The organism is Parafrankia elaeagni, from assembly GCF_000374165.1.
Taxonomy (GTDB): domain Bacteria; phylum Actinomycetota; class Actinomycetes; order Frankiales; family Frankiaceae; genus Parafrankia; species Parafrankia elaeagni.
Genome location: NZ_KB893743.1, coordinates 1 through 23249, shown reverse-complemented (window position 1 = coordinate 23249; position 23249 = coordinate 1). Strand labels below are relative to the sequence as shown.

Below are 23249 nucleotides of genomic sequence, written 5' to 3'. Positions count from 1 at the left end.
CGTGGTGACGCAGGATCGTCAGGACGCGCTGTTTCCCGCCGAGAAGGGCGCCTCGCCCACGCTCGCCGGATCGGGGGGTGCGAGCGCGGGCGGCGCCGGTACCGCGGACGCCCTGTCACCCACGGAAATCCTGGACAGGCCGGGGGAGTTCGTCCCCGCGACCTCGTACGAGGTCCGGGATGCGTTCGCCGAACTCGTCCGGCGTGACCTGCTCGGGCCGTGGGACGGGGAGCACGAGGTGTTCCACCCGCGGGCGATGGGGCCCCGGGAGCGCTACCTCGTCGGGATGCTCGGCCCGAAGCCCGCACCGCGCGGGGCCCGCGAGGCGGCGGCGGCCGAATCGGTCGCCGACACCGAGACGGCGGTGCAGGGCGACGCCGACAGCGACCTGCCCGAGGTTCTCACCCCACAGGCCCGGGGCCGGATCTGGGCGTCCTCGATGGGCCTGTCGTTCGCCGTCCCGGCCAGCGTGCCCGGAGCGAGCGGCGCGGCCAGCGCGGCCAGCGCGGACGGTGCGGCGGTCGACGTCGTCGCCGTCACCGCCAGCTGGGGCCGGTACGTCCGGCAGGAGACCGAGGACGACGAGGGGCGCACGCTCACAGTCTGGGCCCGGGAGCCGGTTGTGCACGCGAACCGGGAGATCCGCCTGGATGGTTCGCTCGGCGCCGACGCCTTCCGGGTGCCGCTGGTCGGCGATGCCGAGACCGGGGTGTTCCTCGCCGTCGTCCTGCGGGAGCGGCCGGGCCGGCGGATCGTCGAGCTGACGCTCGTCAACGGGCAGCCGGAGCCGCCGTCCCGGGCTGACACCGCCTGGCTGTTCCAGGCCACGCTGACCGTGACCGCGCTCGACGGGGAACGGGCCGTCTTCCTGCCGATCGACGATCCCGAGGACGGCGGCGCGGCCGACCACTCCGACCACGAGGAGCTGCACCTGCGGCTGCTCTACCGGGGGGAGCGGCGCTACGCCAGCGGCCGCAACATCGCCGTGCACCCCTCCGTCCGGCCCGGTGAGCGTCGCGCACACCGGCTGGAGACCACCTGGCTGCCCAGCTACGACGTCCCGTCGACCATCGCGCCGGCGGGCGCCGGTACGCCGCTGGCGGGTGTGGAGCTGTCGATGGACGCGCTCGCGGCCGCCGACGCGGCGCAGCTGCACCGCGGGCTGACACCGCTCGCCGACGGCTACCACGCCTGGCTCGACGAGCGTGAGAACGAGCAGCTGCCAGGCCTGCCGCCGCGGCTGCGGCCCACCGCCCGCATCGCCATCGGCGAGGCGAGGGGAGCGGCCGCCCGCATCCGCGCCGGGATCACCCTGCTCACGGATCCGGCGCGGCCGCACCACGCGCAGGCGCTGGCGGCCTTCCGTTTCGCCAACCAGGCCATGGCGGCGCAGCGCCGGCACACCGCGATCGCCCGGTTCCGCGACGAGCACGGCCTGACCTACGCCGAGGCGAAGGCCCGGGTGGAGGCACAGGGCGCGGCGGCGGCGTCCTGGCGGCCGTTCCAGCTCGGGTTCGTCCTGCTCAACCTGCCGGCGCTGACCGACCCGGCGCACCCGGAGCGGGCCGCCGACGCTGACGCTCTCGTCGACCTGCTGTTCTTTCCCACCGGCGGTGGGAAGACCGAGGCCTACCTGGGGCTGACCGCGTACACCTTCGCGATCCGCCGGCTGCAGGGCACCGTCGGCACCGGGGCCGACGCACGTTCCGGCGAGGCCGGGGTCGCCGTCCTCATGCGCTACACCCTGCGGCTGCTGACCGCCCAGCAGTTCCAGCGGGCGGCCGCCCTCGTCTGCGCCACGGAGGTGCTGCGCCGCGCCGACGAGGCCACCTGGGGGGCGGAACGGTTCCGGATCGGCCTGTGGGTGGGCAGCGGCGTCTCCCCGAACAACTTCAAGGACGCCGCCGACCAGATCAGCCAGGCCCGTGAGGTGGGGGACGGCAAGCGGGCCAACGTCCTGCAGACGCTGAGCTGCCCGTGGTGCGGCACGGTGCTCGCCGCCCACCGCGACGCCCACCCCGACGAGAACCTGCGCCGCGTGCTGCTCTACTGCCCGAACGGCGAGGGTTCCGACGCCTGTCCGTTCTCCCAGCGGCTCGCACCGGGGGAGGGCCTGCCGGTGCTCACCGTCGACGAGGAGATCTACCGGTACGCCCCCAGCCTCGTCATCGCCACCGTCGACAAGCTCGCCCAGCTGCCGTGGCGCGGCGAGGCGGGCATCCTGTTCGGCCGGGTGCGCCAGCGCTGCCCGCGGCACGGCTACCGCCACGACGACCTCGACGCGCGGACCGGCTGCGGGTCCAGCCACCAGCGCCGCGGCGACCTGCCGAAGGTGACGAGCGAACCGGTGCGCCGGCTGCGCCCACCCGACCTGATCATCCAGGACGAGCTGCATCTCATCTCCGGCGCGCTCGGTACCACCGTCGGCCTGTTCGAGGCCGCGGTGGACGAACTGTGCTCCTGGCCGCTGCCCTCCGGTGCCGGTGACGGGATCGCCGGTGACACGGGCGCTCCCGCCCTGGCCGGGCCGAAGATCGTCGCCTCCACCGCCACCACCAAGCGGGCGCGGGACCAGGTCCTCGGCGTGTTCGGCCGCCGGCTGGCCGTCTTCCCGCCGCAGGTCGTCGACGTCACCGACACGTTCTTCTCCCGCCAGGTCCCCGTCAGCCCGCAGAACCCCGGGCGGCGCTATCTGGGCATCTGCGCCCACGGCACCCGGATGAAGTCCGCCCAGATCCGGCTCGCCGAGATCCTGCTGCTGGCCGGGCAGACCCTCTTCGACCGGCACGGCGAGGCCGCCGAGCCGTACCAGACACTCGTCGGCTACTTCAACGCCACCCGCGAACTCGCCGGCATGCGCCGCTACCTCGACGACGACGTCACCACCCGGGTACGCACCCACGGCACGCGCAAGGGGCTGTCGAACCGGCTCGGCCCCAGCGCGGCGATGCTCACCATCAGCGAGCTGACCTCCCGGGTCTCCTCCGCCGACATCAGCGACGTCCTGAAGCGCCTGGAGATCGCGTTCGACGCCGAGCTGGACACCTCCGTCCGGCGCCACGCGATCGCCGACACCTGGCGGGAAACGCTCAGCATCCGGGACAGCCGCACCCGGGAACGGCCCCCCGCACATCCGGTCGCCGAACAGTGGCGTGCCCGGGAGGCCCGCCGGCCGGTCGACGTCGTCCTGGCGACGTCGATGCTGCAGGTCGGTGTCGACGTCTCCCGGTTCGGGCTGATGGCCGTCGTCGGGCAGCCGAAGAACACCGCCGAGTACATCCAGGCGTCCTCCCGGGTCGGCCGGGACGCGGCGCGCCCCGGGCTCGTCGTCACCCTCTACAACTGGGCGCGGCCCCGCGACCTCGCCCACTACGAGGACTTCGAGCCCTACCACGCCAGCTTCTACCGGCAGGTCGAGGCACTGTCGGTCACCCCGTTCACCCGGCGCTCCCTCGACCGCACGGCCACCGGTGCGTTCGTCGCCGCGCTGCGCCACCTCGACGACGCGAACACCCGCAACATCGACGCGCACGACGTCGACCTCACCGGCCCCGTCGCCACCCGGCTGATCGGCCGGCTGCTGGCCCGGGCGGAGGCCGTCGCCGGCCCGCGCGGCGCCGAGTACCTCGGTGAACGGCTCCGCGAACTCGTCGACCGCTGGCAGCTGATGCGCACCGGTCCGGCCCGGCTCGGCTACACCGAGCGCGGCGGCGGCGCGGGCGCGGGCCAGCAACGACTCACCGGCCTGCTGGAACCGGCCGGCCACGGCCGCTGGGAGGTCCTCACCGTCGCCCAGTCGATGCGCGAGACCGAACACGAGATCAGCCTCCTCGTCCCCGCCGGCGAGGAGCTCTACAACCACAACCTCGTCGATCCGCCGTGGAGTTTCGGCACCCCGGCCAGCCCCGCCGCTGCCCCTGCCGCGCCGGCCGCCGCCGGCGGACCGGCAGCCGCCGCCGGCGGGCCCGACCTGGACGACGAGGACGCGCCGGTCGGCGACGAGCTCGGGGAGACCCGGCTGGCCGGTCCGGCCCGGCCCCGGCAGAGGAGAGGTGCCTGATGCGCGGGCGACACCACCGGCGCGTCGGCGCCGTCCGGCCGAGCCATCTGATGTTCACCAGCGGGGTCGGCGCCCTCGTTGACCTCCCCAGCTTCTCCACGCTGGTCCGCGGGCTCGACGACTGGGACTACCGCAACGTCCCCGACTACGAGCCGATCGCCGAGCCCCGGCTGCTCACCGCCGTGCGCCGCGTGTACGACCGCAACGTCACCGAGCTGCGGCCGGCGCCCTGGTCGGACACCGGCGTCAGCGGCCCCGGGGGCCGGGGCGCTCCGGGCACCCCGATCGGCGTCCCGACGGTGCCGTTCCCCAACTGGCTGCGCTGCACCGCCTGCAACGAGCTCGACCTGATCTCCTCCCCGGCCTTCGCCTTCGAGAACCAGTGGCAGTTCCGTCCCCAGGACGCGCGCTTCTTCCACGGAGAATGCTCCCGCAAGCGGTCGGGCCGGCGGCCGTTGGCCGTGGCCGCCCGCTTCGTCCTCGCCTGCACCGCCGGCCACCTCGACGACTTCCCCTACGTGGCGTTCGTCCACCGTGGCGGCGGGTGCGCGAAGGCCAGTCACCCGCGGCTGCGAATGGAGGACCGGGGCGGGAACCTCGGTGCCAACGTCGAGATCCGGTGCGTGAACTGCGACCAGCGGCGCAACATCCGTGAGGCGACAGGCCGCCGCGGCGCCGAGAACCTGCCCCGCTGCCGCGGCCGGCACCCGCACCTGGGCACGTTCGCGGACGGCGGCTGCCACGCCGACGCCCGCCTGCTCGTGGTCGGGGCCTCCAACCAGTGGTTCGCCCAGGGACTGTCCGTGCTCTCCGTTCCCCGCACCGGGGCCAGTGAGCTGGCGAGCAAGGTCGAACAGAACTGGGAACAGCTCAGCCAGATCCCCGGCGCGGAGCTGATGGGCTTCTCCCGGTCGGTGATGCCGGTGTTCCGCCAGCTGGAACGGTGGACCGACGCCGAGATCTGGTCGGCGATCGACCATCACCGGGCGGCCCTGAACACCGCACCCGGCGACGGCACCGACACCGACACCGGGGACGAACACGGCTACCCGGATCTGCGGACCCCCGAGTGGGAGATCTTCTCCGCGTCGGTGCTGCCCGACGCCACCGACGACTTCGCGCTGCGCCGCGACCCGGACGGCGTGCCGCCCCGGCTGACCCGCTTCTACGCGGACGTCGTGCAGGCCGAACGGCTGCGCGAGGTCCGGGCGCTGACCGGCTTCACCCGCCTCGACGCACCCGACCCGGACGACCCGGAGCTCGTCGTGCGGGCACCGCTGACCCGCGGGCCGGCCACCTGGGTGCCGGCCACCGAGGTTCGCGGCGAGGGCATCTTCCTGCGGGTGTCCGAGGAGATCCTCGGGCCGTGGGAGGCGGGGGTCACCGACACCACGGAGATACGCGAGCACCGCGACGCCTACAGCCGCTTCCGCGTGAACCGGTACTCGGACCGCCTCGCCGGCGCCGTCGAGTTCGACCCCATGCGCGGCTGGCCCGGTGTGCGCTTCCTGGCGCTGCACTCGCTGTCCCACCTGCTGATCCGCACCATCGCCCTGGAATGCGGGTACAGCTCGGCCAGCCTGAGCGAACGGATCTACGCCGGCACCGACGACGACCCGCGTGACGGCATCCTCATCTACACCGCCGTGCCCGACGCCGAGGGCACCCTCGGCGGGCTGGTGTCACTGGCCGAACCCGACCAGCTGCTGCGGCTCACCCGCCGGGCGCTGGCCGACGCCCGGCACTGCTCCTCCGACCCGCTGTGCGCCGAACGCCTGCCGGCCGCCCCCGCCGACTTCCTGCACGGCGCCGCCTGCCACGTCTGCCTGTTCGTCTCCGAGACGACCTGTGAGCGCGGCAACCGGTTCCTCGACCGGCGCTTCGTCGTCCCCCTCGGCGACGGCCCGGAGCATCGCGACCTCGCCCTCTTCCCCGAGCTCCCGTGACGCGGTGACGTGGTGACCCGGTGATGGACGTGGGTGACGCAGGCATGGTGGGGTCCGACCACGAGCCCGGCGGTCTGTTCGCCGCGACCGTCGAGGCGGCGGTGAGCGCGCTGGGTCCGTCCCGGCTCAGAACACTCGCGGACGAACTCGTCGACCGGGCCGGGACGCGACCTGCGCTGCCCCGGGAGGCCGTGGCGGGGGCCGGGTGGGACGACGCACTGGTCGCGACGGTCGCCGGCCCCGCGGCGCGCGACACCGTCCGGGCGGTGCTGCGCGCTCGCCGTGCCGAGGGCGTTCCCCCGGCCGAGGCGGCCGCCTACCTGCGCGGGGTCAGCGCCGGGTATGCGCGACGGGCCACCGAGACCCGGGTGGAGTCGGTGTGGAGCGGGCCGGGCAGCAGCTCGGTGCCAGTGCGGGCGACCGCCCGGGTACTGGTCGACCTGGTCGCCGAGGCCACCACGGAACTGATGCTCGCCACCTACGCGGCACGCCCCTACCCGCCGCTGCTGGCCGCGCTCGGCGCCGCGACGGCGCGAGGGGTCGCGGTCAGCGTCGTCGTCGAGACCCTGCAGGGGGCCGGCGGCGGGCTGGCGGGCAGCGAGCCGGCAGCCGCGTTCGCCGGGGTGCGTGGGGTCGAACTGTGGCACTGGCCCACCGCCCGCCGCGGTCATCCCGGTGCCCGCATGCACGCCAAGATCGCCGTCGCGGACCGGCGGGCGCTGCTGGTGTCGAGCGCCAACCTCACCTCCACGGGCGTCGAGGAGAACATCGAAGCCGGCCTGCTCGTCCGCGGCGGGGCACCACCGCGCCGGGCCGCGGAGCATCTCGCCGCGCTGCGGACCAGCGGCGTGCTCACCCGCCTGCCCGTCGGCGCCGAGCGGGCGGACGGAGGCTGAACGATGCCCGATCGGAACGCTCCCGCGCCGACCACCGCCCCGACCACCGCGCCGGTCACCGCCACGGTCACCGCGTCGGACATCGCGCGCATCGCCGGCGTCGGGCGGGCGGCCGTCAGCAACTGGAGGCGCCGGTTCGACGACTTCCCGACCCCGGTCGCCGGCACCTCCAGCAGCCCGCTGTTCGCGCTCGCCGCGGTGGAGACCTGGTTCGACCGGCATGGCCGCCCGTTCCAAGTCGAGGCCGGCGACCGGGTGTGGCAGCAGATCCGCGGCACCGTCGACGACCCGCACCTGGGCGAACTCGTCGGACACCTCGGCGGCTTCCTGCTCTACCGCCAGCGCGAGCGGGAGGCGGCGGACGTAACGCTCGGTGAGCCCGACGACGTCGCCGCCCGCCTGCTGGGGCCCGCGATCGACCGGGCCGCGTCCGAGCTGCCGCACCGGTCGCCCGGTGCCGCTCCCTCCTCCGGATGGGAGGCGAGCTGGGTGCCGGTCGCCCGGACCGCCGCCACCGCCGCCGACCAGGCCGGGTATCCCGCTCTCTTCGAGGTCCTGCGTCAGCGCTATCGCGAGGTGTACTCCCGGCAGGTCGGCGGGCCCCCGGCCGCAGTCGCGGACCTCATGGTCCGGCTCGCGGGTGTGCGGCGCGGCGCCGAAGAGCTCACCGTTCTCGACCCGGCCTGCGGGGTCGGCGGCCTGCTCGACGCGGCGCGGGCCGCCGGCGCGGGCCGGCTGCTCGGCCAGGACGTCGACCCGACAGCGGCGCGGATCACCGCCGCGGGCCTGCTGCTCCACGGTGCCGACGCCCGGATCGCCGCGGCGGACTCCCTGCTCGCGGATGCCTTCACCGGGGAACAGGCCGACGTCGTGCTGTGCGCGCCTCCCTCCGGTCAGCGCTCCTGGGGACACGAGGACCTGCTCGGGTCGCCCTGGTGGCGCTACGGCGTCCCACCCCGCGGCGAACCGGAACTGGCCTGGCTGCAGCACTGCCTCGCGCACGGCCGGCCCGGTGCCGCGGTGCTCCTCGTCCTGCCGGCAGCCGCCGCCTCCCGCCCCGCCGGGCGGCGGATCAGGGCGAACCTGCTGCGTGCCGGGGCGCTGCGTGCCGTGCTCGAACTGCCACCCGACGTGTTCGGCGCCGGTTCCACACCCGACCTCTGGGTGCTGCGGGTGCCCGACGGCCGGCCACCCGACCCCCGGGTACTCATGGGCCTGGCCGGCGCGGACCTGCGCACGGTCAGCGCGGAACCATCACCCGGATACCGGCGAGTTCCCGTCGCCGACCTGCTCGACGACCAGGTCGACCTCAGCCCGCGCCCGCGCGTCGCCGTGCTTCCGGCAGACGGTGCCGAGCGCGGTTTTCCGGCGGTGCGCGAGAAACTCCGGACGGCATTGTCGTCACTGTCCGCGCTCACGGCGAGTATGTCGCCGCCGGCCCTTTCGGTTTCTGCCGGTGAGCCCACTTCTGTCGCGGCATCGGCAGCCTCCCCCGAAACGGGCAGGGTAGCCCCGTCCGCCTGGAACACGGTGGGTGAGCTGACGAAAGAAGGGGCGCTGGCAATGCTGACGGCGTCCCTGCAGACCAGAGCCGACGGCGGTGATCTGCCGATGTTCACCGCTGGTGATGTGCGGCACGACCGCGGCCCGACCGGACGGACAGGTGACCGTGCCGGAATGCTGCGGCTTCAGGCCGGCGACGTGGTCTGCGTGACGACGGACGGCGGCATCGCGGCGACGGTGATCGAGGAGGCCGGCGCCGTGCTCGGACCGAAGGTCGCGCTCCTGCGTGTCGACCCCGACCGCCTCGATCCTCATTTCCTGGCCGGAAGTCTGCGGGCCGCGGGCTCCCGGCCGGCCGCGGCGCACGGCCGAGGCGACGATGACCCGGATCGCGGCCGCCCGGCCGGGACGCTGTCACTGCCGGACCTGCGGCGGATCCCGATACCCGCGCTGGAGCTCGCCGACCAGCGGGAACTGGCGGCGGACTTCCACCGGCTCGGACAGCTGGAGAAGGCGGTGCGCCAGGTCTCCGAACTGGGCGCCGAGATCATCCAGATCGGATACCTCGGTGCGGTCGACAGCCGGCGCAGGCCCGGAGACCGTACCCGGTCCTGACAATTCCAGGTTCGGGAGCCGGGATTTTTACCGACTGACGTATCATTTCGGGTCGTCCGACAGGGGCAGCTGCACGGGGGTGTGATGGCAGGTCGCTGGATGATCGACCGGAGATATGAGCTGGAGTCCCTGCCGCTCGCCAGAGGCGGAATGGGCGAGGTCTGGGTCGGTCGTGACGTGAAACTCGACCGGGAGATCGCGGTCAAGTTCGTCCGATTTCCGGACGGCCGGCCCGACGAGGAACTTGTTCGTCGTTTCATCCGGGAGTCGCGCATCACCGCCCGGCTGGTACATCCGGGGGTGCCCGCGGTCTATGACGCCGGAACGCACGACGGTCGCCCCTATCTGGTCATGCAGCGGGTGCACGGCATCAGCGTCGCCGATCTCGTCGCCGAGCAGGGAGCACTGCCCGTCGGGTGGGCGGCCGCCATCGCGGCGCAGGCCGCCTCGGTGCTGGCCGTCGCGCACCGGGCGTCCCTGGTCCACCGTGATCTCAAACCGGGCAACCTGATGCTGGAGCCGGACGGCACCGTCAAGGTCCTCGACTTCGGCCTCGCGGTCGCACTCGACCGCACCGACCTGTCGAGAATCACCGTGACCGGGCAGCATCTCGGCAGCCCCGCCTACATGGCCCCGGAGCAGGTGCTCGCCGGCATCAGCGCACCGGCCACCGACCTGTACGCACTGGGCGCCACCCTGTTCGAGATGCTGACCGGCGGCCGGGTCTTCGCCGGTTCGTCGTCCTACTCGGTGATGCACCAGCAGGTCGAGGAGGTCCCGGTGCGGGTCAGCGCCCTGCGCGTCGACGTTCCCGCCGACCTCGACGAACTGGTCGCCGACCTGCTGCGCAAGGTGCCGGAGGAACGGCCGGCCAGCGCCGAGGCCGTGTACGAGGCCCTGACCGGCTGGGCGGACGACCTGGCCGCGCTCCCCGGTTTCGTCGACCCCGCCGCGGACAACACCGTGCGGATGTACAGCAGGATCACTGCCCGCGTGCACCCGCCCGCCACTGCCCCGCCCGCCACCACGTCGCCCGCCACCACGTCGCCCGTTACTGCCTCACCCGCGACTGCCTCACCCGCGACTGCCCCGCCGGCCGACGGTGGCATCGACCAGGCCGAACTTCGCCAGATCCGGGACGAGGCCCGCTCCCTCGCCCGATCCTCCCGTCACAGCCAGGCCGCCGCGATCCTGGCCGAGGCGGTCGACCGGGCCGGCCGGGCGCTGGGCGCCGACAACGCCGATGTGCTCTCGCTGCGCCTCGAGCTCGCCGAGCTGATGTTCGAGGGAGGTGACTTCCGCCGGGCCGTCGACGAGTATGCGGGGCTCGTCACCGATCTCACCCGCCGGGATGGTCGCGACAGCGAACGGCTGCTGCTCGCACGTCTGCGGGAGGCGACCTGCCGGGCTCTGATCGGCGACACGGCACGGGCACTGGAACAGCTCGGCGCGCTGCTGGCCGACGAGACCCGGGCGTTCGGCGCGGACGACCCGCGGGTCCTGGAACTGCGCCGCCAGATCGGCCTGCTGCAGCTGGGCGCCGGTCAGCGGGCGGCCGCCGCGCAGACCCTCGCCGCGCTGCTGGCCGACCTGCAGCGGGTCTGGGGGCCGGACCATCCCCTGGTGCCCGTGGTCCGCGAGCTGCTCGCAGGTGCCGACGGCGCGGCGGTGGGCAGCCAGACCTGACACGGAGCTCACGCACGTCGGGGCTCACGAGCCCCGGGGCTCACGAACTCCGGGGCTTCGAACCCGGGGACACGGTGGGAGGGACGACATGGCGCGACTGGGGATCGACAAGGACTTCCTGCTCGGCTTCGCGGCGTTGGAGAAGCAGGTACAGAACCGGGTGCTCGACGTCTTCGCCAGGTTCGAGGCGGCCACCCACACCGGCCTGCACCTGGAGAAGATCGGCAACGCCCGGGACGACCGGTTCCGATCGATCCGCATCGACAGGTTCTGGCGCGGCATCATCCTCGCACCGGACAGCGGCGACACCTACACCCTGCTGAAGGTGCTCCCGCACGACGACGCCTACGCCTGGGCCCAGCGCCGCCGTGCCTCCGTCAACGCGGCCACCGGACGCATCGAGATCCGCGACGTTGTCGCGATCGACGCCACCCTCCCGGCGCTGGCCGCGGTGGCGGAGCAGGCCCCGGACCGGCTCTTCACGCTCGTCGCGGACAAGGACCTTCGCCGCCTCGGCGTCGACGAGCAGACACTCGCCTTCGCCCGCGTGCTCACCGACGTCCGACAGCTGGAGATGGCGCGCGGTTTCCTCCCACCCAACCAGTGGGACGCGCTGTTCGGCCTGGCCGCGGGCCTGACACCGGAAGAGGTGTGGGCGGAGATCGGCGCGGTGTCCGAGGCCGAGCGGGCTTCCATCGACGCCGACGACGTGGCGGCCGCGGTCGAACGCAGCACTGACCGGGTCGTCCTCGTCGACGGGCCGGACGAGCTGCTCGAGGTGTTCCGGCACCCGTTCGCCCTGTGGCGGGTGTACCTGCACCCGACCCAGCGCCGCCTCGCGCAGGCCAGGTTCCGCGGCCCCGCCCGGGTGACCGGTGGGCCGGGGACAGGCAAGACCGTCGTCGCGCTGCACCGGGCGCACCACCTCGCCGCGCAGGGCACCGGCCAGGTGCTCCTGACGACCTTCACCTCGACGATGGCCGCCTCCCTCGCCACCGACCTCGACCTGCTGGTGCCCGACCCGAGCCTGCGGGAACGCGTCACCGTCGCGACCGTCAACAAGATCGCGTACGAGATCTTCCGGACCGGGAACCCGCAGCCGGCCATCCTGACCGACACCGAGGAACGTGCGGTGTGGCGCACGGTCGTGCACACCCTCGCTCTTCCCTTCTCCGAGACGTTCCTGTCGGAGGAGTGGCGGCAGGTCATCCTGGCACAGGAGATCACCACCGAGCACGCCTACCAGCAGGCGCGCCGGGCCGGCCGGAGCCGCCCGCTCGGGCCACGCCAGCGGGCCCAGGTGTGGGCCGCCTGGCAGCGGTTCGACCGAGAACTGCGGGCATCCCGTCGATGGACCCACGAGATGATCTGCGTCGAGGCCGCGCGCATCCTCGAACGGACGCCGCAGCGCCCCTACCGGCATGCCGTGATCGACGAGGCACAGGACCTGAGCCCGGTGCAGTGGCGCCTCCTGCGCGCGGCGGTCGAACCGGGCACGGACGACATCTTCGTGGCCGGCGACGCCCACCAGCGCATCTACAACAACCGGGTCAGCCTGCGCGAACTCGGCATCCCGGTGGTCGGCCGATCCACCCGGCTCACGGTGAACTACCGGACGACCGCGGAGATCCTCGCCTGGAGCCTCGGCATGCTCCGCGGCGAACCCATCGACGACATCGACGGCGGCCTCGACTCGGCGGCCGGCTGCCGCTCGGAGATCCACGGCCTCACGCCCCGCCTGCGCGGCGCCGCCACCTGGGCCGACGAGATGCGGGACGCCGCCGAGCAGGTGCGCGCCTGGCAGCGTGCCGGGATCGCCCTCGACGAGATCGGCGTGGCTGTGCGCTCCAGGACGCTCGCCGAGTCGCTGCTGCCCGCCCTGCACCGGCTCGGCATCCCCGCCCGGCTCCTGTCCCGGCCGACGGAGAGACCCGCACAGGCCGCACCCACGGAACCAGCCGTCGCTGTCGGCACCATGCACCGCATGAAGGGCCTCGAGTTCCGCTGCGTGGCCGTCGTCGGCGTCACCGACGGACACGTCCCGGCCTCGGGAGCGGTCACGCCAGCCGCCGAGGACGACGTCGCGCACGCCAGAGACGTCCAGCGTGAGCGCTGCCTGCTCTTCGTGGCCTGCACCAGAGCGCGGGAGGAGCTCTTCGTCTCCTGGCACGGCGGCCAGAGCCCGTTCCTCACCCCTCTCCTCCCCGATCCGCGGCAACGTCAGCCCGGCAACACGCCGTCCTCCAGGTAGACCGTCGTGCCGGCCGCCCGCGCCGCCAGGCAGGCGGCGACCCGGTGGGCCAGCAGGGGCGCCATGAGGTCGGGCAGCTGGTCGGCGGCGGCGAACGACCAGGCGGCCAGCTCGTCGGCGGACAGCCGGATGCGGCCGGCCTCCTCCCGTGTGAGCCGGCCGCCGTCGAACACCACGATCAGCCCCTCGGTGCGCTGCGGCGAGGGCGGCACCCAGTCCACCGCCAGCAGCCGGCCCGGCGCCCGGTCCAGGCCCAGCTCCTCCGCGAGCTCGCGCCGGGCCGCCGCGAGCGGGGCCTCGTCCTGCTCGACGACACCGCCCGGCAGATCCCACCCGGGCCGATAGGTCGGACGGACCAGGAGCACCTGTCCGTCGTCGTTGTCGTCGACGATGACGCACGCCGCCGCCATGCGTTTGCGGGGGAGACCGCGCCGCCATTCCAGCGCGGACGAGTCAGCGGTCGTCTCCACAGGAACCACCGTAATAGCAAACGCGACACTCGCCCCGCAGCACCGCCCGTCGCCCGTCGCCCGTCGCCCGTCGCCCGTCCACCGCCTCTGCGGGTCCGCCGCTCCCCGTTCTCGAAACGCTCAGGCGGATGTCGACATGCTCAGGTGGTTGCCTGCTCCGGCGTCTCCCCGCCAGCCAGCGCGAGTCCGCCGAGTCCGGCGGCGATGATCCCGATGCGGACTCGCCCGAACCGGCGAGGACCGGACGGGCGTGACCACGACATGTGTTGTGTGACCGGTTCGGCCTGCCGCGGCAACGAACCTGGGGAGAACACCTGCACCAGCACCCTTTCTCCGCACCAGGAACTCTGGAAGTTCCTGGTCAGCGACGCCGCGAACGACGGCCTCCGGCTATCGGCGGCGATTCGCTCGACAGGATCGGAAGCCCTGCAGAGTAGTGGTCAGCGCGCCTTGGTCAGGTAGGCGGGTTGGCGGCGGCCTGGCCGGGTGGTCCGCCGGAGCGGAGTGCCCCACCGGACGCATAAACGATGCAAAACGGAATAACGTAAATCAGGCGCTCGGTCGCATAGACCCCAACGCCCTACGGTCCGGTTGCCGTCTTCCTGCCGGGCTCGGCCGGTCCTCGGACAGCGCCGGCATTGCCGGCAACGCTTGCGGCGCCTCCGCCGGTCCACGATCTGCTCGACGCCCGCCAGCAGACCCATCGGCGGCCAGGACAGCGACAGACGCGGGCCCCGGCGAGGGTCGAGGGTCGTCGGCGTGATCCGCGGTAGCCGTCACGGCTGCGGCCGGCTGCGAGCAGGCCGTGAGCCGTCGTGGCGCAGCGGGTGCGGGTGGGCCTCGGCCTGCGGGTTCAGCTCCCCGATCAACACGAACCCGCATCCGCGACCTTCGCTTCGATCTGAACGTCGATGATGATGCCATGACCGCCACACCGTTCAACCCACGGACGCTGCTCGCCGAAAGCCGCCTCGGTGTTCTCGCCACCATCAAGTCCGACGGCCGCCCCCAGCTCTCGCCCGTCACGCCCTTCTACGACCCGGACGCCGGGACCATCCTCATCTCGACACGAGAGGGCCTGGTCAAGACGGCGAACCTCCGCCGGGACCCGCGAGCCACCCTGGAGGTCACCAGCGCCGACGGCCGTGCGTGGGCCACCGCCGAGGGCACGGCCGCACTCACCGGGCCAGGCATCGACCCCCACGGACCCGAGGTCCAGGCCCTGGTGACCTACTACCGCAGCGCCGCCGGCGAACACCCCGACTGGAACGAATACCGCTCGGTGATGGTCTCCGACCGCAGGGTGCTCATCACGATCACCGTCGAGCACGTCTATGGCACCAGAATCGGCTGACAACACCGCGGGGAATCGGCGACTACCCGGGGAACAACGCGCCGAGTGCTCGGTGAAAGAACGCGAAGTCCGTGAGCTCGAACGCACGACCGGGATTTCGAGCTCGATCGAGAAATATCCCTATTTCGAAGACCCGCTCGAGACGGGATCCTGGGGCCGGTAGGGCTCCATCTCGAACAGCACAAATCCGAGCGCCATACTGATTGCCATCACTATGGCTGTGCCGAGGAGAATCTTCAGAAGATCATTCACGGGTTCGCTCCCTGGAGGCTGTCCCCCTGACAGTTGATCCATCGTCTCACACTCAGAGCAGCCACCTGCCTACGGCCCGCGTAGGAACCATGCACGGTGATGCATGACGTGATGAGGGCAACACGTTGAAGCGCCGAGGTTGGTAGCGGGGCATAATCCTTCAGCGCGGCCCGATGGCTCCCCGGAACCTCGCCCCGGGTAGGTCGCTGACGTGTCACCGTCTGTCAGGCGGGCCCGGGTCGGGCGGGCCGGATGGTCACGGCCTGGCTTCGGGCGCAGAGCTGCCCATCCGACGGCATCTGGCGGCTGTGCCGGGATGACGGGCGAACCACTAAACGCTGGAACGGAGGGCGGGGTAGTTCTTCCGGGCTGCTCTCGACGGATGCCTTGGGCGCGACGGGCACGTCGCCGAGGTTCCGACTGCCGTGTTCGAGGCCGGCTGCCCAGCAGAAGGGGAGTATCAGGCCGACCCGACATCACCGTGGCCGGACGGACAGGCATCACCAGTTACCGCCCCGAGACTACGCGCGACGCAATCGGCCCCGAGGGGTACCTCTACCTGCCCATATGGAGCCGTGTCCTCACCGCCTGGAAACGGCGAACGTGTCTACGCCTCCACGGCACCCCTCAGTACCCCTCAGTCGACGTTCGGTGTGAAAAGGTAATATCCTTCCAAAGGGGCCGGATGCGGAAGTACCCTCCGTAGCGGCCGGCCTGGGTTGGGGGAGACGCAGTGGAAGAGCAGAAAGCACCGTCCGCTCTGGGGGTGGTGCACTACCATCACATGGACGCGCTGCGGGGCGTGTTCATGATGGTCGGCGTTTTCGTGCATACGGCGACGCTTGGCGACGACCCGATCTTCGACGGCATCGCCTACTCCTCAAGCCTGTTCCGGATGGAGGGCTTCTTTCTGATCTCCGGATTCCTGTCCGCGATGCTTGTCGGAAAGTATGGCTCGGGCCGTACCATACGCCGCCGATTTGCCGCAGTGGGAACTCCGCTCCTGATCACACTGGTGCTGTTGAACCCTCCCGCGCTCTGGCTGATCTACAACTTTCACAATGATCCGGGTATCTCGCTCCTGGACTACGTGCGAGGGAACACCATTCCCTCCCCGGCGGGCGAGTTGAGCTGGTATCTGCACCTGTGGTTCCTGATCGCCCTCCTGGTCTATGCGTTGTGCGCACCGGCCGCGGTGAGCCTGCTCTCACGCCTCACTTCCGGCTCCCCTTACCAGTGGGCCACCGCAAACCGTATTCGGTGCATGACGACGATCACGCTTTTTGTTCTTGTGATCACGATCGTCATCCGTGGCGGACACCGCGCAGTGGTGGAACCCGTGGTCGGCACCGGAGTCCACGCGGTCCTTCTGAAGCACACGCTGGATTTCCTGCCGTATTTCCTGCTCGGCGTGCTCCTCTATCTGGACCGGCAGCGGCTTCTGCCATCCTTCCAGCGCCCCGCACCGATCTTCCTCGCAGTGACCGGTCTTGCTCTCCTTGCGTCCAAGCAGGAATGGGTGGGGGCGCTCTCGGTGGGTACCGGCCTGGTGATGACAGAGACAATCTTCACGATTCCTCTGCTGGCCACGATCTTCGCCGCCTCGGCTCGTCTTGTTTCCCGCCCGCGGCCCGCCTGGCGGTATCTCGCCGATGCTTCGTACACGGTATATCTGTTCCATTTCCTTTGGATCTACATATTTGCGACCCTGCTCTCGCTGGATCCGACCCTTTCCACGCCATACATGCTCCTGATCACGGTCCTCACTTTCTGTGTGACGCTGGCGATCCACCATTTCATCATTCTCAGATCCAAGTTTCTTCGTATGGTCTTCAACGGAAAGTTTCCCTCGAAAGATCGTCGTGACGCCTCGGGATCCACCGCTCCCGACCCGGCCACCACCGGGAATACGGGCGTTGACCTGGAACAGACCCAGCCGATCTTCCGGAGCGGTAAGGTGGCAGTACCCGACGTTGAGTGCACCCAACACCTGCACTGGACCTCATGAGGCTGACTACGAACTTTGGCGGCTCTCCGCAGTGGGCTGGAGAGTGTGTCCGGCCATGAGCCGTGCGTGACGGCCTGGGGTGACGGAACGTAGTCACGGTGTGGTTCGGGAAAGCGGGACACCCGCCCACTGAAATGATCGCTCTTACCAGAGAAGAGATCATCAAGCGGACGGGTGCGTGTGTCCAAGGGTAGAGGCTGTGCGTTGGGTGGGTTGCTGGGGCTGCCTGCCGGGCAGGGTCATTGCAAAGTCGTGTTTGTGCTGGTCACGAGGGTGATTGCCTGGTCGGGATGGCGGGCGTGGTGGCGTAGGGCTCGGGCGATGTTGGTGAAGCCGGCGAACCGGAGCAGGCTGATCACCAGGTTGCGGAGAGCAGCCATGACCTGGGGTCCGCTGCCGGTACGAGCCTGGTGGAGGTCCTCACCCAGTGTGACGTCACGGACCCAGTGCAGGCGGACCTCGATGGACCAGTGGCCTCGGATCCAGGTGGCCAGTTCGGCGGGTAGGGCGTCCTCGGCGGGCAGGGTGCAGATCGCGTAGACGGTCTCACGTCGCTGACGGCGCTTGCCCTCGGTCTTCTTCTTGTTCTTGCTGATCGGACGGGAGGTGCGGGTGATCTGGATGGCCTGGGCCGCGTGGGGGAACCCGAGCCCGGCCGGGACGGTGACGGCCTTGAGGGTGCGTGTCTCGATCCGGCCGTGGCCACGGCCGGTGGTGGTGTGCCCGACCGGGACGTCTTTCCAGGGCAGTGTCTTCAACCGGGTGTGCACGGTGGGCTGGTTGCGTTTCACGGTGACCAGCAGGTGCGCTCCCCGGGCGTGCAGGTAGTCGGCGTGCGCGGTCTGCGCGTGCATCGCGTCGACGGTGATCAGGACGTCGGTCAGGTCCGGAATCTGATCGAGAGCCGTGGAGAACAAAGGGATTTCGTTGGTCTTCTCGTCGACGTCGACCTGTGCCAGGACCACGCCGCGGGTGTGGTCGAGGACACCGAGCAGGTGCACGGGGTGGGTGCCGTGGCGGGTGGCGCGCATCGCTTTGCCGTCCACCGCGAGCACCCGCCGCACCCGGCGTCGGCGCTGTGGCGGCTGGTGCGCGGCGGTGTCGACGGCGTCGAGACGGGCCCGGATCCAGGCTCCGACCGCGGCTTCCAACGCCACCCGGTCCACACGTACCAGCACCCGCCAGATCGTCACCGGGCCCGGGATCCGTCCGGTCAGCCCCAGGCCGGCGCGGGTGTCCGCGGGCAGGTCGGCGACCCATTCCCCGATCGCCGCGAACGACCGGGCGCCACTGAGCATCGCGCACACCACGATGGTCAGGATCACGGCGAAGGGGTATCGCACCCCGCGCCGTCGGCGTGGGTCCGGTACCTGCGCGAGCGCCTCGCGTAACCCGGTCCACTCACTGTCGGTCACCGAACCCGGTGAGCTGGCCCGGTCCGGGATCTGCCCGGCGAGTTCGTCGATCACAGCGGTGATGGGAGATGATGACATCGGCGGGCACGGCCTTCCCTGTCGAACATGAAGCGTCGAGAACTCCATGATCGGCAGAGGGTCGTGCCTGCCGCGCATCTACCTCCGGCGTGTCGCCGGTATCCGTCCAGGTCAGGCCATGCATCGGTCGACGCCGAGAATGATCAACTTGGCCTATCAACTACGAAATGGCCCTGGCCTGCCGGGGTCGAGGTCGAGCTGGTCGAGCGGGAGGCGGACGGGGCGTTCACCGTGCATGTGCGCACGGCGGTGGGGGTCGAGGCGTGCTGTCCGGGTTGCGGCGCGCCGGCGGGGCGGGTGAAGGAGGCAGCCGGGCAGACGGTGGCGCATCTGGCGGTGGTCCCGATGGCGGTGACCTGGCACAAGCACCGGTTCTGGTGCGATAACGAGGGCTGTGACCAGGTCGTTTTCACCGAGGGTGGGCCGCTGGCCGCCCGCGGGGGGACGGTGTCGACTGCGGCGAAGGAGACGATGGGTCACCTGGTCGGGGACTGGGTCGTCGCGGGGGCGGCCGGAGTCAGCTGGCACACCGCGCACCGTGGCTTCGTCGCGGTGGCCGAGGAGGCGGGGATCGTGGTCACCGCCCCGACCGCTGGGACCGGGCCCGACGGGCCGGCCGGAGACGAGGAGAACACCGTCGGCGGGGAGGCGGGCTGCGGGCCCGACGCAGGCCGGCCGGTGCGGTCGGTGTCCGGGCCGCTGCCGGGCATCGAGGTGCTCGGGATCGACGACCACCGCCGGGGCCGTCCCCGCTACCACCGGGACCCGATCTCCGACGGCTGGGTCGCCGACGCCGACCGCTGGCAGACCGGGCTGTTCGACTCCGCCGGCGGCCACGGCCTGCTCGGGGCCGTCGAGGGCAGGACGGCGACAGCCACAGCCGGCTGGATCAAGGCCCGGCCCGCCGCCTGGCGCGCGGGCATCCGGGCGGTCACGATCGACATGTCCACCATCTACAAGGCCGCCGCCCGCGACGCGCTCCCGCACGCGATGATCGCGGTCGACCCGTTCCACGTCGCGCAGCTGGGTAACAAGGCCGTCGGGGATGTCCGCCGCCGGGTCACCCACCAGCTACGCGACCGCCGCGGCCGGGCCACTGACCCCGAATACACGATCCGCACCCTGCTGGTGCGCGGTCCCGGCACACTCTCCGGCAACGGCCGCGCGAAGATCCTGACGACCCTGGCCGACCTCGGCGGCGAGGAGGGTTTCGCGATCGGCGCCGCCTAGAGCCTGTTTGGGAAGTTCATCGGGGTAGCCATTCGTTGATCGCGGCGATGGTGACTGTTGCTTCGTAGCGAACGGCGAGTTTGTCGTAGCGGGTCGCGACCGCCCGGTGACGTTTGAGCCGGTTGATGCCGCACTCAAGGAGCAAGCCGCACTGCACACATAGGCGAGCCAGGGGTGGGGAATGCCCTTGTGGTTGGGGTTGATGGCCTGTTGGCGCTGGTCGCGGTCGTTCGGCGGCTGCGGGAGGGGCGGGCTGACGGGGAGCGCGGGGGTGATCGTGGCGCTGGCGGACGCGGTGGTGCCGCCGTGGGATGCGTTCCCGGAGGCGAACCGGGAGGCGGTGCGGCGTCTGCTGGGCCTGCTGGTGGAGCGGATGACGGTGCTGCCGACACCGGCGAGCGGGCGGTGTGGCGATGAGCGGGACGAGCGTCGCGGCTGATTCGCGGGAGCGTGCGGGTGGCAAGGTTCAGCCGTGGCATCGTGATCGTCTGGCGGCGGTGTATGTGCGGCAGTCGACCGCCGAGCAGGTTGCTGATCATCAGGAGTCGACCCGGTTGCAGTACGGGTTGGTCGAGCGGGCGGTCGGGTTGGGGTGGGCGCGGTCGCGGGTGCTGGTGATCGATGAGGATCTCGGGTGTTCGGCCTCGGGTGCGCAGGCCCGGCCGGGGTTCGCCCGGCTGGTCTTCGAGGTCGGGCTGGACCATGTGGGGATCGTGGTGGGCCTGGAGATGTCCCGGCTGGCCCGGTCCGGCCGGGAGTGGCATCAGCTTCTGGAGTTGTGTGCCCTGTCGGGAACCCTGCTGGCGGACCTGGACGGGGTCTATGACCCGGCCGAGCACAACGACCGGTTGCTACTGGGGTTGAAAGGCACGATCAGCGAGGCCGAGCTGTATCTGATCAAACAGCGGATGTGGTCCGGGCGGCTGGCCAAGGCCCGACGCGGCGAGTTGGCGGTGCCGTTGCCGATCGGGTTCGTGCGCCGGGAGTCGGGTGAGGTGGTCCTGGACCCGGACGAGCAGGTCCAGGCGGTGGTCCGGCTGGTCTTCGACCTGTTCGAGCGGTTCGGCACGGTGAACGCGGTGCTGTGTTTCCTGGCTGACAACGGCATCCAGGTCGGGATACGACAGCGGGCGGAACCCGGACGTGGGCAGGTGAGCTGGCGGCGGCCCAGCCGGGCGGTGGTGCACAACATGCTGCGCAACCCGGCCTATGCGGGCATCTACGTCTACGGCCGCAGCAGGCTGGACCCAAGACGGCGCCAGGCGGGTAGACCGTTCACCGGGCGGGTGCGCACCGAGCGGGCAGAGTGGACCGTCTGTCTGCCCGGGGTGCTGCCGTCCTACATCAGCGTCGAGCAGTACGAGCGGAACATGCAGCGGATGCAGGCCAACCAGTCCCGGGCCGCGAGCCCGGGCCCGGTGCGCGACGGCCCGGCCCTGCTGGCCGGGCTGGTGGTCTGCGCCCGCTGCGGGGCGAGGATGACGGTGCGCTACCAGCACGGGCCGCAAGGACGGCTGCACCCGGCCTACGTGTGCGCCCGGGACAAGACCGACTACGGCACCGGGCAGTGCCAGCAGCTGGCCGGGGACTGCCTGGACACCCACGTGACCGGCCTGCTGTTGGCCGCGCTGACCCCGGCCGCGTTGGAGGTCTCCCTCGCCGCGGCCGACCAGGTCGAACAGCGCCGGGCACAGGTGGACCGGATCTGGCGCCAACGGTTGGAACGGGCCGACTACCAGGCAGACCGGGCCCGGCGCCAGTACCAGTTGGCCGAGCCGGAGAACCGTCTGGTCGTGCGGCAGCTGGAGGCCGACTGGGAAGCCGCGCTCGCCGAACGGGAACGCCTCGGCGAGGAATACGACCGGTTCACCACTGCCCGCCCGCGCACCTTGACCGCCGCCGAACGCGACCAGATCCGCTCCCTGGCCGCCGACGTCCCTGGCATCTGGCACGCACCCAGCACCACCGATGCCGACCGCAAACAGCTGATCCGGCAGCTGATCGAACAGGTCCGCGTCGCCGTGATCGACACCACCGAACAGGTCCAGGTCGAGATCATCTGGGCGGGCGGGCACCACACCCGCTCCCAGATCGTCCGCCCGGTCGCCTGCCTGACCCAGCTCAGCTACTACCCCCAACTCGCCGCCCGGGCCCGCGAGCTGGTCGAGGCCGGGCACACGACCAGGCAGATCGCTGAACGCCTCAACGCCGAGGGTCTTCGTCCACCCAAACGCAGCGCGACCTTCACGCCCAACGCGGTCAACGACCTGCTGCGGGCCCTGGGCATCCAGCGGACCCGCACCCCAGCCCGTCACGCCCGCCCGAAGCTGGATGACCACGAGTGGTGGCTGCGGGACCTCGCCGAACACCTGGACATGCCCGAACCCACTCTCGACGCCTGGGTCCGCCGCGGCTGGGCCACCGGATACCTGCATCCCCAGGCCCGGCTGACCGTCGTGCGCGCCGACCCCGACGAGGTCGAACGCCTCCGCGCCCTGCACCACGTCCCCCGAGGCCAGCACAACCGGCGCCCCTGGCTGACCAATCAGGCAGCACACCTCGACAACATCGACGAGAAAGGAACCGACGGCGATGTCGAACAGCCACAGCTATGACAGCACCGTGGCTTGCTCCTCTCCACGGCGTGGCGCTGCTTGTACGCCTCCGGGTCGAAGTGGGGCGGCCGCCCGCCGCGGCTGCCGAGCTTCTTGCGGTTCGCGGCCTGGTCTTTCTTCTCCGGGATGGTCGTGCGGATCCCGCGCCGGCGCAGGTAGGCCCGGTTCCCCTTCGAGCTGTACGCCTTGTCCGCCAGCACCCGATCCGGGCACGTCCGCGGCCGGCCCGGTCCCGGTCGAGGGACCCGGATCTGGCCCAGCACCGCGGTGAACTGCGGGCTGTCTCCGCGCTGCCCGGCGGTGACCAGCAACGCCAGCGGCTTCTGCCCCTGTTCACAGGCCAGATGCAGCTTGGTTGTCAATCCACCCCGGGACTTCCCGATCCCATGATCCGCCGGTTCGGTGTCAACACCACCCGGGGACTGCCGCTGCGCAGCCCCTTTTTTGACGCCCCCGCCGCATGCTGATGCGCCCGCGCCACCGTCGAGTCCACCGACACGTCCCAGGTGATCAGACCGGCGGCGTCCGCCTGGGCCTGTAACGCGGTCAGGACCCGCTTCCACGTCCCGTCACGCTGCCAGTCCCGGAACAGCCCGTACACCGTGCGCCAATGCCCGTACCGGGCCGGGACATCCCGCCACGGCGCCCCGGTCCGCGTCCGCCACCGGATCCCATCGATCAGCTGACGGCGCGACCACGTCGCCGGCCGGCCCGGTTTCTTCTTATCCGCCTCCGACGGCAGCAACGGCTCCAGCACAGCCCACTGCTCGTTCGTCAGGTCACCCCGCGCCACACAACTGATCATCCAAGCCGGATCACACCAGCCGATCACCAGCAGCACAGATCAGCGACTTCCCAAACAGGCCCTAG

Annotated in this window: 13 protein-coding genes and 2 pseudogenes; 11 read left to right on the top strand and 4 right to left on the bottom strand. The window is 71.4% G+C overall.

What is annotated here, in order from left to right; genetic code table 11:
* Position 1 precedes the first annotated feature (1 nt).
* The 6 genes from drmA to B207_RS0122025 all read left to right on the top strand — a co-directional run bounded on the left by drmA (position 2) and on the right by B207_RS0122025 (position 12957).
* Positions 2-4060: a DISARM system helicase DrmA gene (gene drmA / locus B207_RS0122050; protein ID WP_018638769.1), complete on the top strand. Its 4059-nt coding sequence runs from the start codon at positions 2-4 to the stop codon at positions 4058-4060.
* Positions 4060-6006 (top strand): DUF1998 domain-containing protein, encoded by a 1947-nt coding sequence (gene drmB, locus B207_RS0122045; RefSeq protein ID WP_018638768.1) that lies wholly within the window; start codon positions 4060-4062, stop codon positions 6004-6006. Before drmA ends, drmB begins: the two co-directional genes overlap by 1 nt.
* Positions 6007-6029: 23 nt before the next feature.
* On the top strand, positions 6030-6902 hold the full coding sequence (gene drmC, locus B207_RS0122040; RefSeq protein WP_018638767.1) for a DISARM system phospholipase D-like protein DrmC: 873 nt from the start codon (positions 6030-6032) through the stop codon (positions 6900-6902).
* Positions 6903-6905: 3 nt separating this feature from the next.
* Entirely contained in the window at positions 6906-9020 is a 2115-nt protein-coding gene (locus tag B207_RS0122035) for an HsdM family class I SAM-dependent methyltransferase (RefSeq protein ID WP_018638766.1), read from the top strand.
* A gap of 99 nt (positions 9021-9119) precedes the next feature.
* Positions 9120-10706, top strand: a complete 1587-nt coding sequence (locus B207_RS0122030; protein WP_018638764.1) for a serine/threonine-protein kinase — start codon at positions 9120-9122, stop codon at positions 10704-10706.
* Positions 10707-10794: 88 nt separating this feature from the next.
* Positions 10795-12957 carry a UvrD-helicase domain-containing protein gene (locus B207_RS0122025; RefSeq protein ID WP_018638762.1) on the top strand — a complete coding sequence of 721 codons (2163 nt, stop codon included), beginning with the start codon at positions 10795-10797 and terminating at the stop codon, positions 12955-12957.
* Here B207_RS0122025 and B207_RS0122020 read toward each other — a convergent pair.
* Positions 12927-13427 (bottom strand): NUDIX domain-containing protein, encoded by a 501-nt coding sequence (locus tag B207_RS0122020; RefSeq protein ID WP_018638760.1) that lies wholly within the window; start codon positions 13425-13427, stop codon positions 12927-12929. The genes B207_RS0122025 and B207_RS0122020 overlap by 31 nt on opposite strands.
* A gap of 922 nt (positions 13428-14349) precedes the next feature.
* On the opposite strand from B207_RS0122020, the gene B207_RS0122010 reads away from it, so the two are divergent.
* Positions 14350-14781, top strand: a complete 432-nt coding sequence (locus tag B207_RS0122010; protein ID WP_018638756.1) for a PPOX class F420-dependent oxidoreductase — start codon at positions 14350-14352, stop codon at positions 14779-14781.
* Positions 14782-15766: 985 nt separating this feature from the next.
* The gene (gene mdoC / locus B207_RS0122000) at positions 15767-17041 is read left to right on the top strand and encodes a glucans biosynthesis protein MdoC (protein WP_230205162.1); all 1275 of its coding nucleotides are present in this window, start codon (positions 15767-15769) and stop codon (positions 17039-17041) included.
* A 239-nt stretch (positions 17042-17280) separates the two neighbouring features.
* Here the strand turns inward: mdoC and B207_RS0121995 are convergent, their stop codons facing one another.
* Positions 17281-18534 carry an ISAs1 family transposase gene (locus B207_RS0121995; protein ID WP_230205161.1) on the bottom strand — a complete coding sequence of 418 codons (1254 nt, stop codon included), beginning with the start codon at positions 18532-18534 and terminating at the stop codon, positions 17281-17283.
* A 345-nt stretch (positions 18535-18879) separates the two neighbouring features.
* On the opposite strand from B207_RS0121995, the gene B207_RS37090 reads away from it, so the two are divergent.
* Positions 18880-19764, top strand: a complete 885-nt coding sequence (locus tag B207_RS37090; protein ID WP_326828774.1) for a transposase — start codon at positions 18880-18882, stop codon at positions 19762-19764.
* A 16-nt stretch (positions 19765-19780) separates the two neighbouring features.
* Here B207_RS37090 and B207_RS40000 read toward each other — a convergent pair.
* Positions 19781-19903, bottom strand: a pseudogene (locus B207_RS40000) (IS5 family transposase); the annotation flags it as partial.
* Between the two features lie 132 nt (positions 19904-20035).
* Here B207_RS40000 and B207_RS39995 point away from each other — a divergent pair.
* Complete coding sequence (locus tag B207_RS39995; protein WP_018635768.1) at positions 20036-20203, top strand: hypothetical protein; 168 nt, start codon at positions 20036-20038, stop codon at positions 20201-20203.
* On the top strand, positions 20178-22379 hold the full coding sequence (locus B207_RS0121980; protein ID WP_018639959.1) for a recombinase family protein: 2202 nt from the start codon (positions 20178-20180) through the stop codon (positions 22377-22379). Before B207_RS39995 ends, B207_RS0121980 begins: the two co-directional genes overlap by 26 nt.
* On the opposite strand, the pseudogene B207_RS42960 reads toward B207_RS0121980, so the two are convergent.
* Positions 22310-23184 (bottom strand): annotated as a pseudogene (locus tag B207_RS42960) (IS5 family transposase). The gene B207_RS0121980 and the pseudogene B207_RS42960 sit on opposite strands and share 70 nt — an antisense overlap.
* Between the last annotated feature and the right edge of the window lie 65 nt (positions 23185-23249).

Excerpts from the sequence above, each read along its gene's own strand:
- B207_RS0122035 (WP_018638766.1), top strand. The coding sequence starts at position 6,906 with ATGCCCGATCGGAACGCTCCCGCGCCGACCACCGCCCCGACCACCGCG.
- B207_RS0122025 (WP_018638762.1), top strand. The coding sequence starts at position 10,795 with ATGGCGCGACTGGGGATCGACAAGGACTTCCTGCTCGGCTTCGCGGCG.
- B207_RS0121995 (WP_230205161.1), bottom strand. The coding sequence starts at position 18,534 with ATGTCATCATCTCCCATCACCGCTGTGATCGACGAACTCGCCGGGCAG.
- B207_RS0122010 (WP_018638756.1), top strand. The coding sequence starts at position 14,350 with ATGACCGCCACACCGTTCAACCCACGGACGCTGCTCGCCGAAAGCCGC.
- B207_RS0121980 (WP_018639959.1), top strand. The coding sequence starts at position 20,178 with ATGAGCGGGACGAGCGTCGCGGCTGATTCGCGGGAGCGTGCGGGTGGC.
- drmB (WP_018638768.1), top strand. The coding sequence starts at position 4,060 with ATGCGCGGGCGACACCACCGGCGCGTCGGCGCCGTCCGGCCGAGCCAT.
- B207_RS0122030 (WP_018638764.1), top strand. The coding sequence starts at position 9,120 with ATGATCGACCGGAGATATGAGCTGGAGTCCCTGCCGCTCGCCAGAGGC.
- B207_RS37090 (WP_326828774.1), top strand. The coding sequence starts at position 18,880 with ATGGCGGTGACCTGGCACAAGCACCGGTTCTGGTGCGATAACGAGGGC.
- drmC (WP_018638767.1), top strand. The coding sequence starts at position 6,030 with ATGGACGTGGGTGACGCAGGCATGGTGGGGTCCGACCACGAGCCCGGC.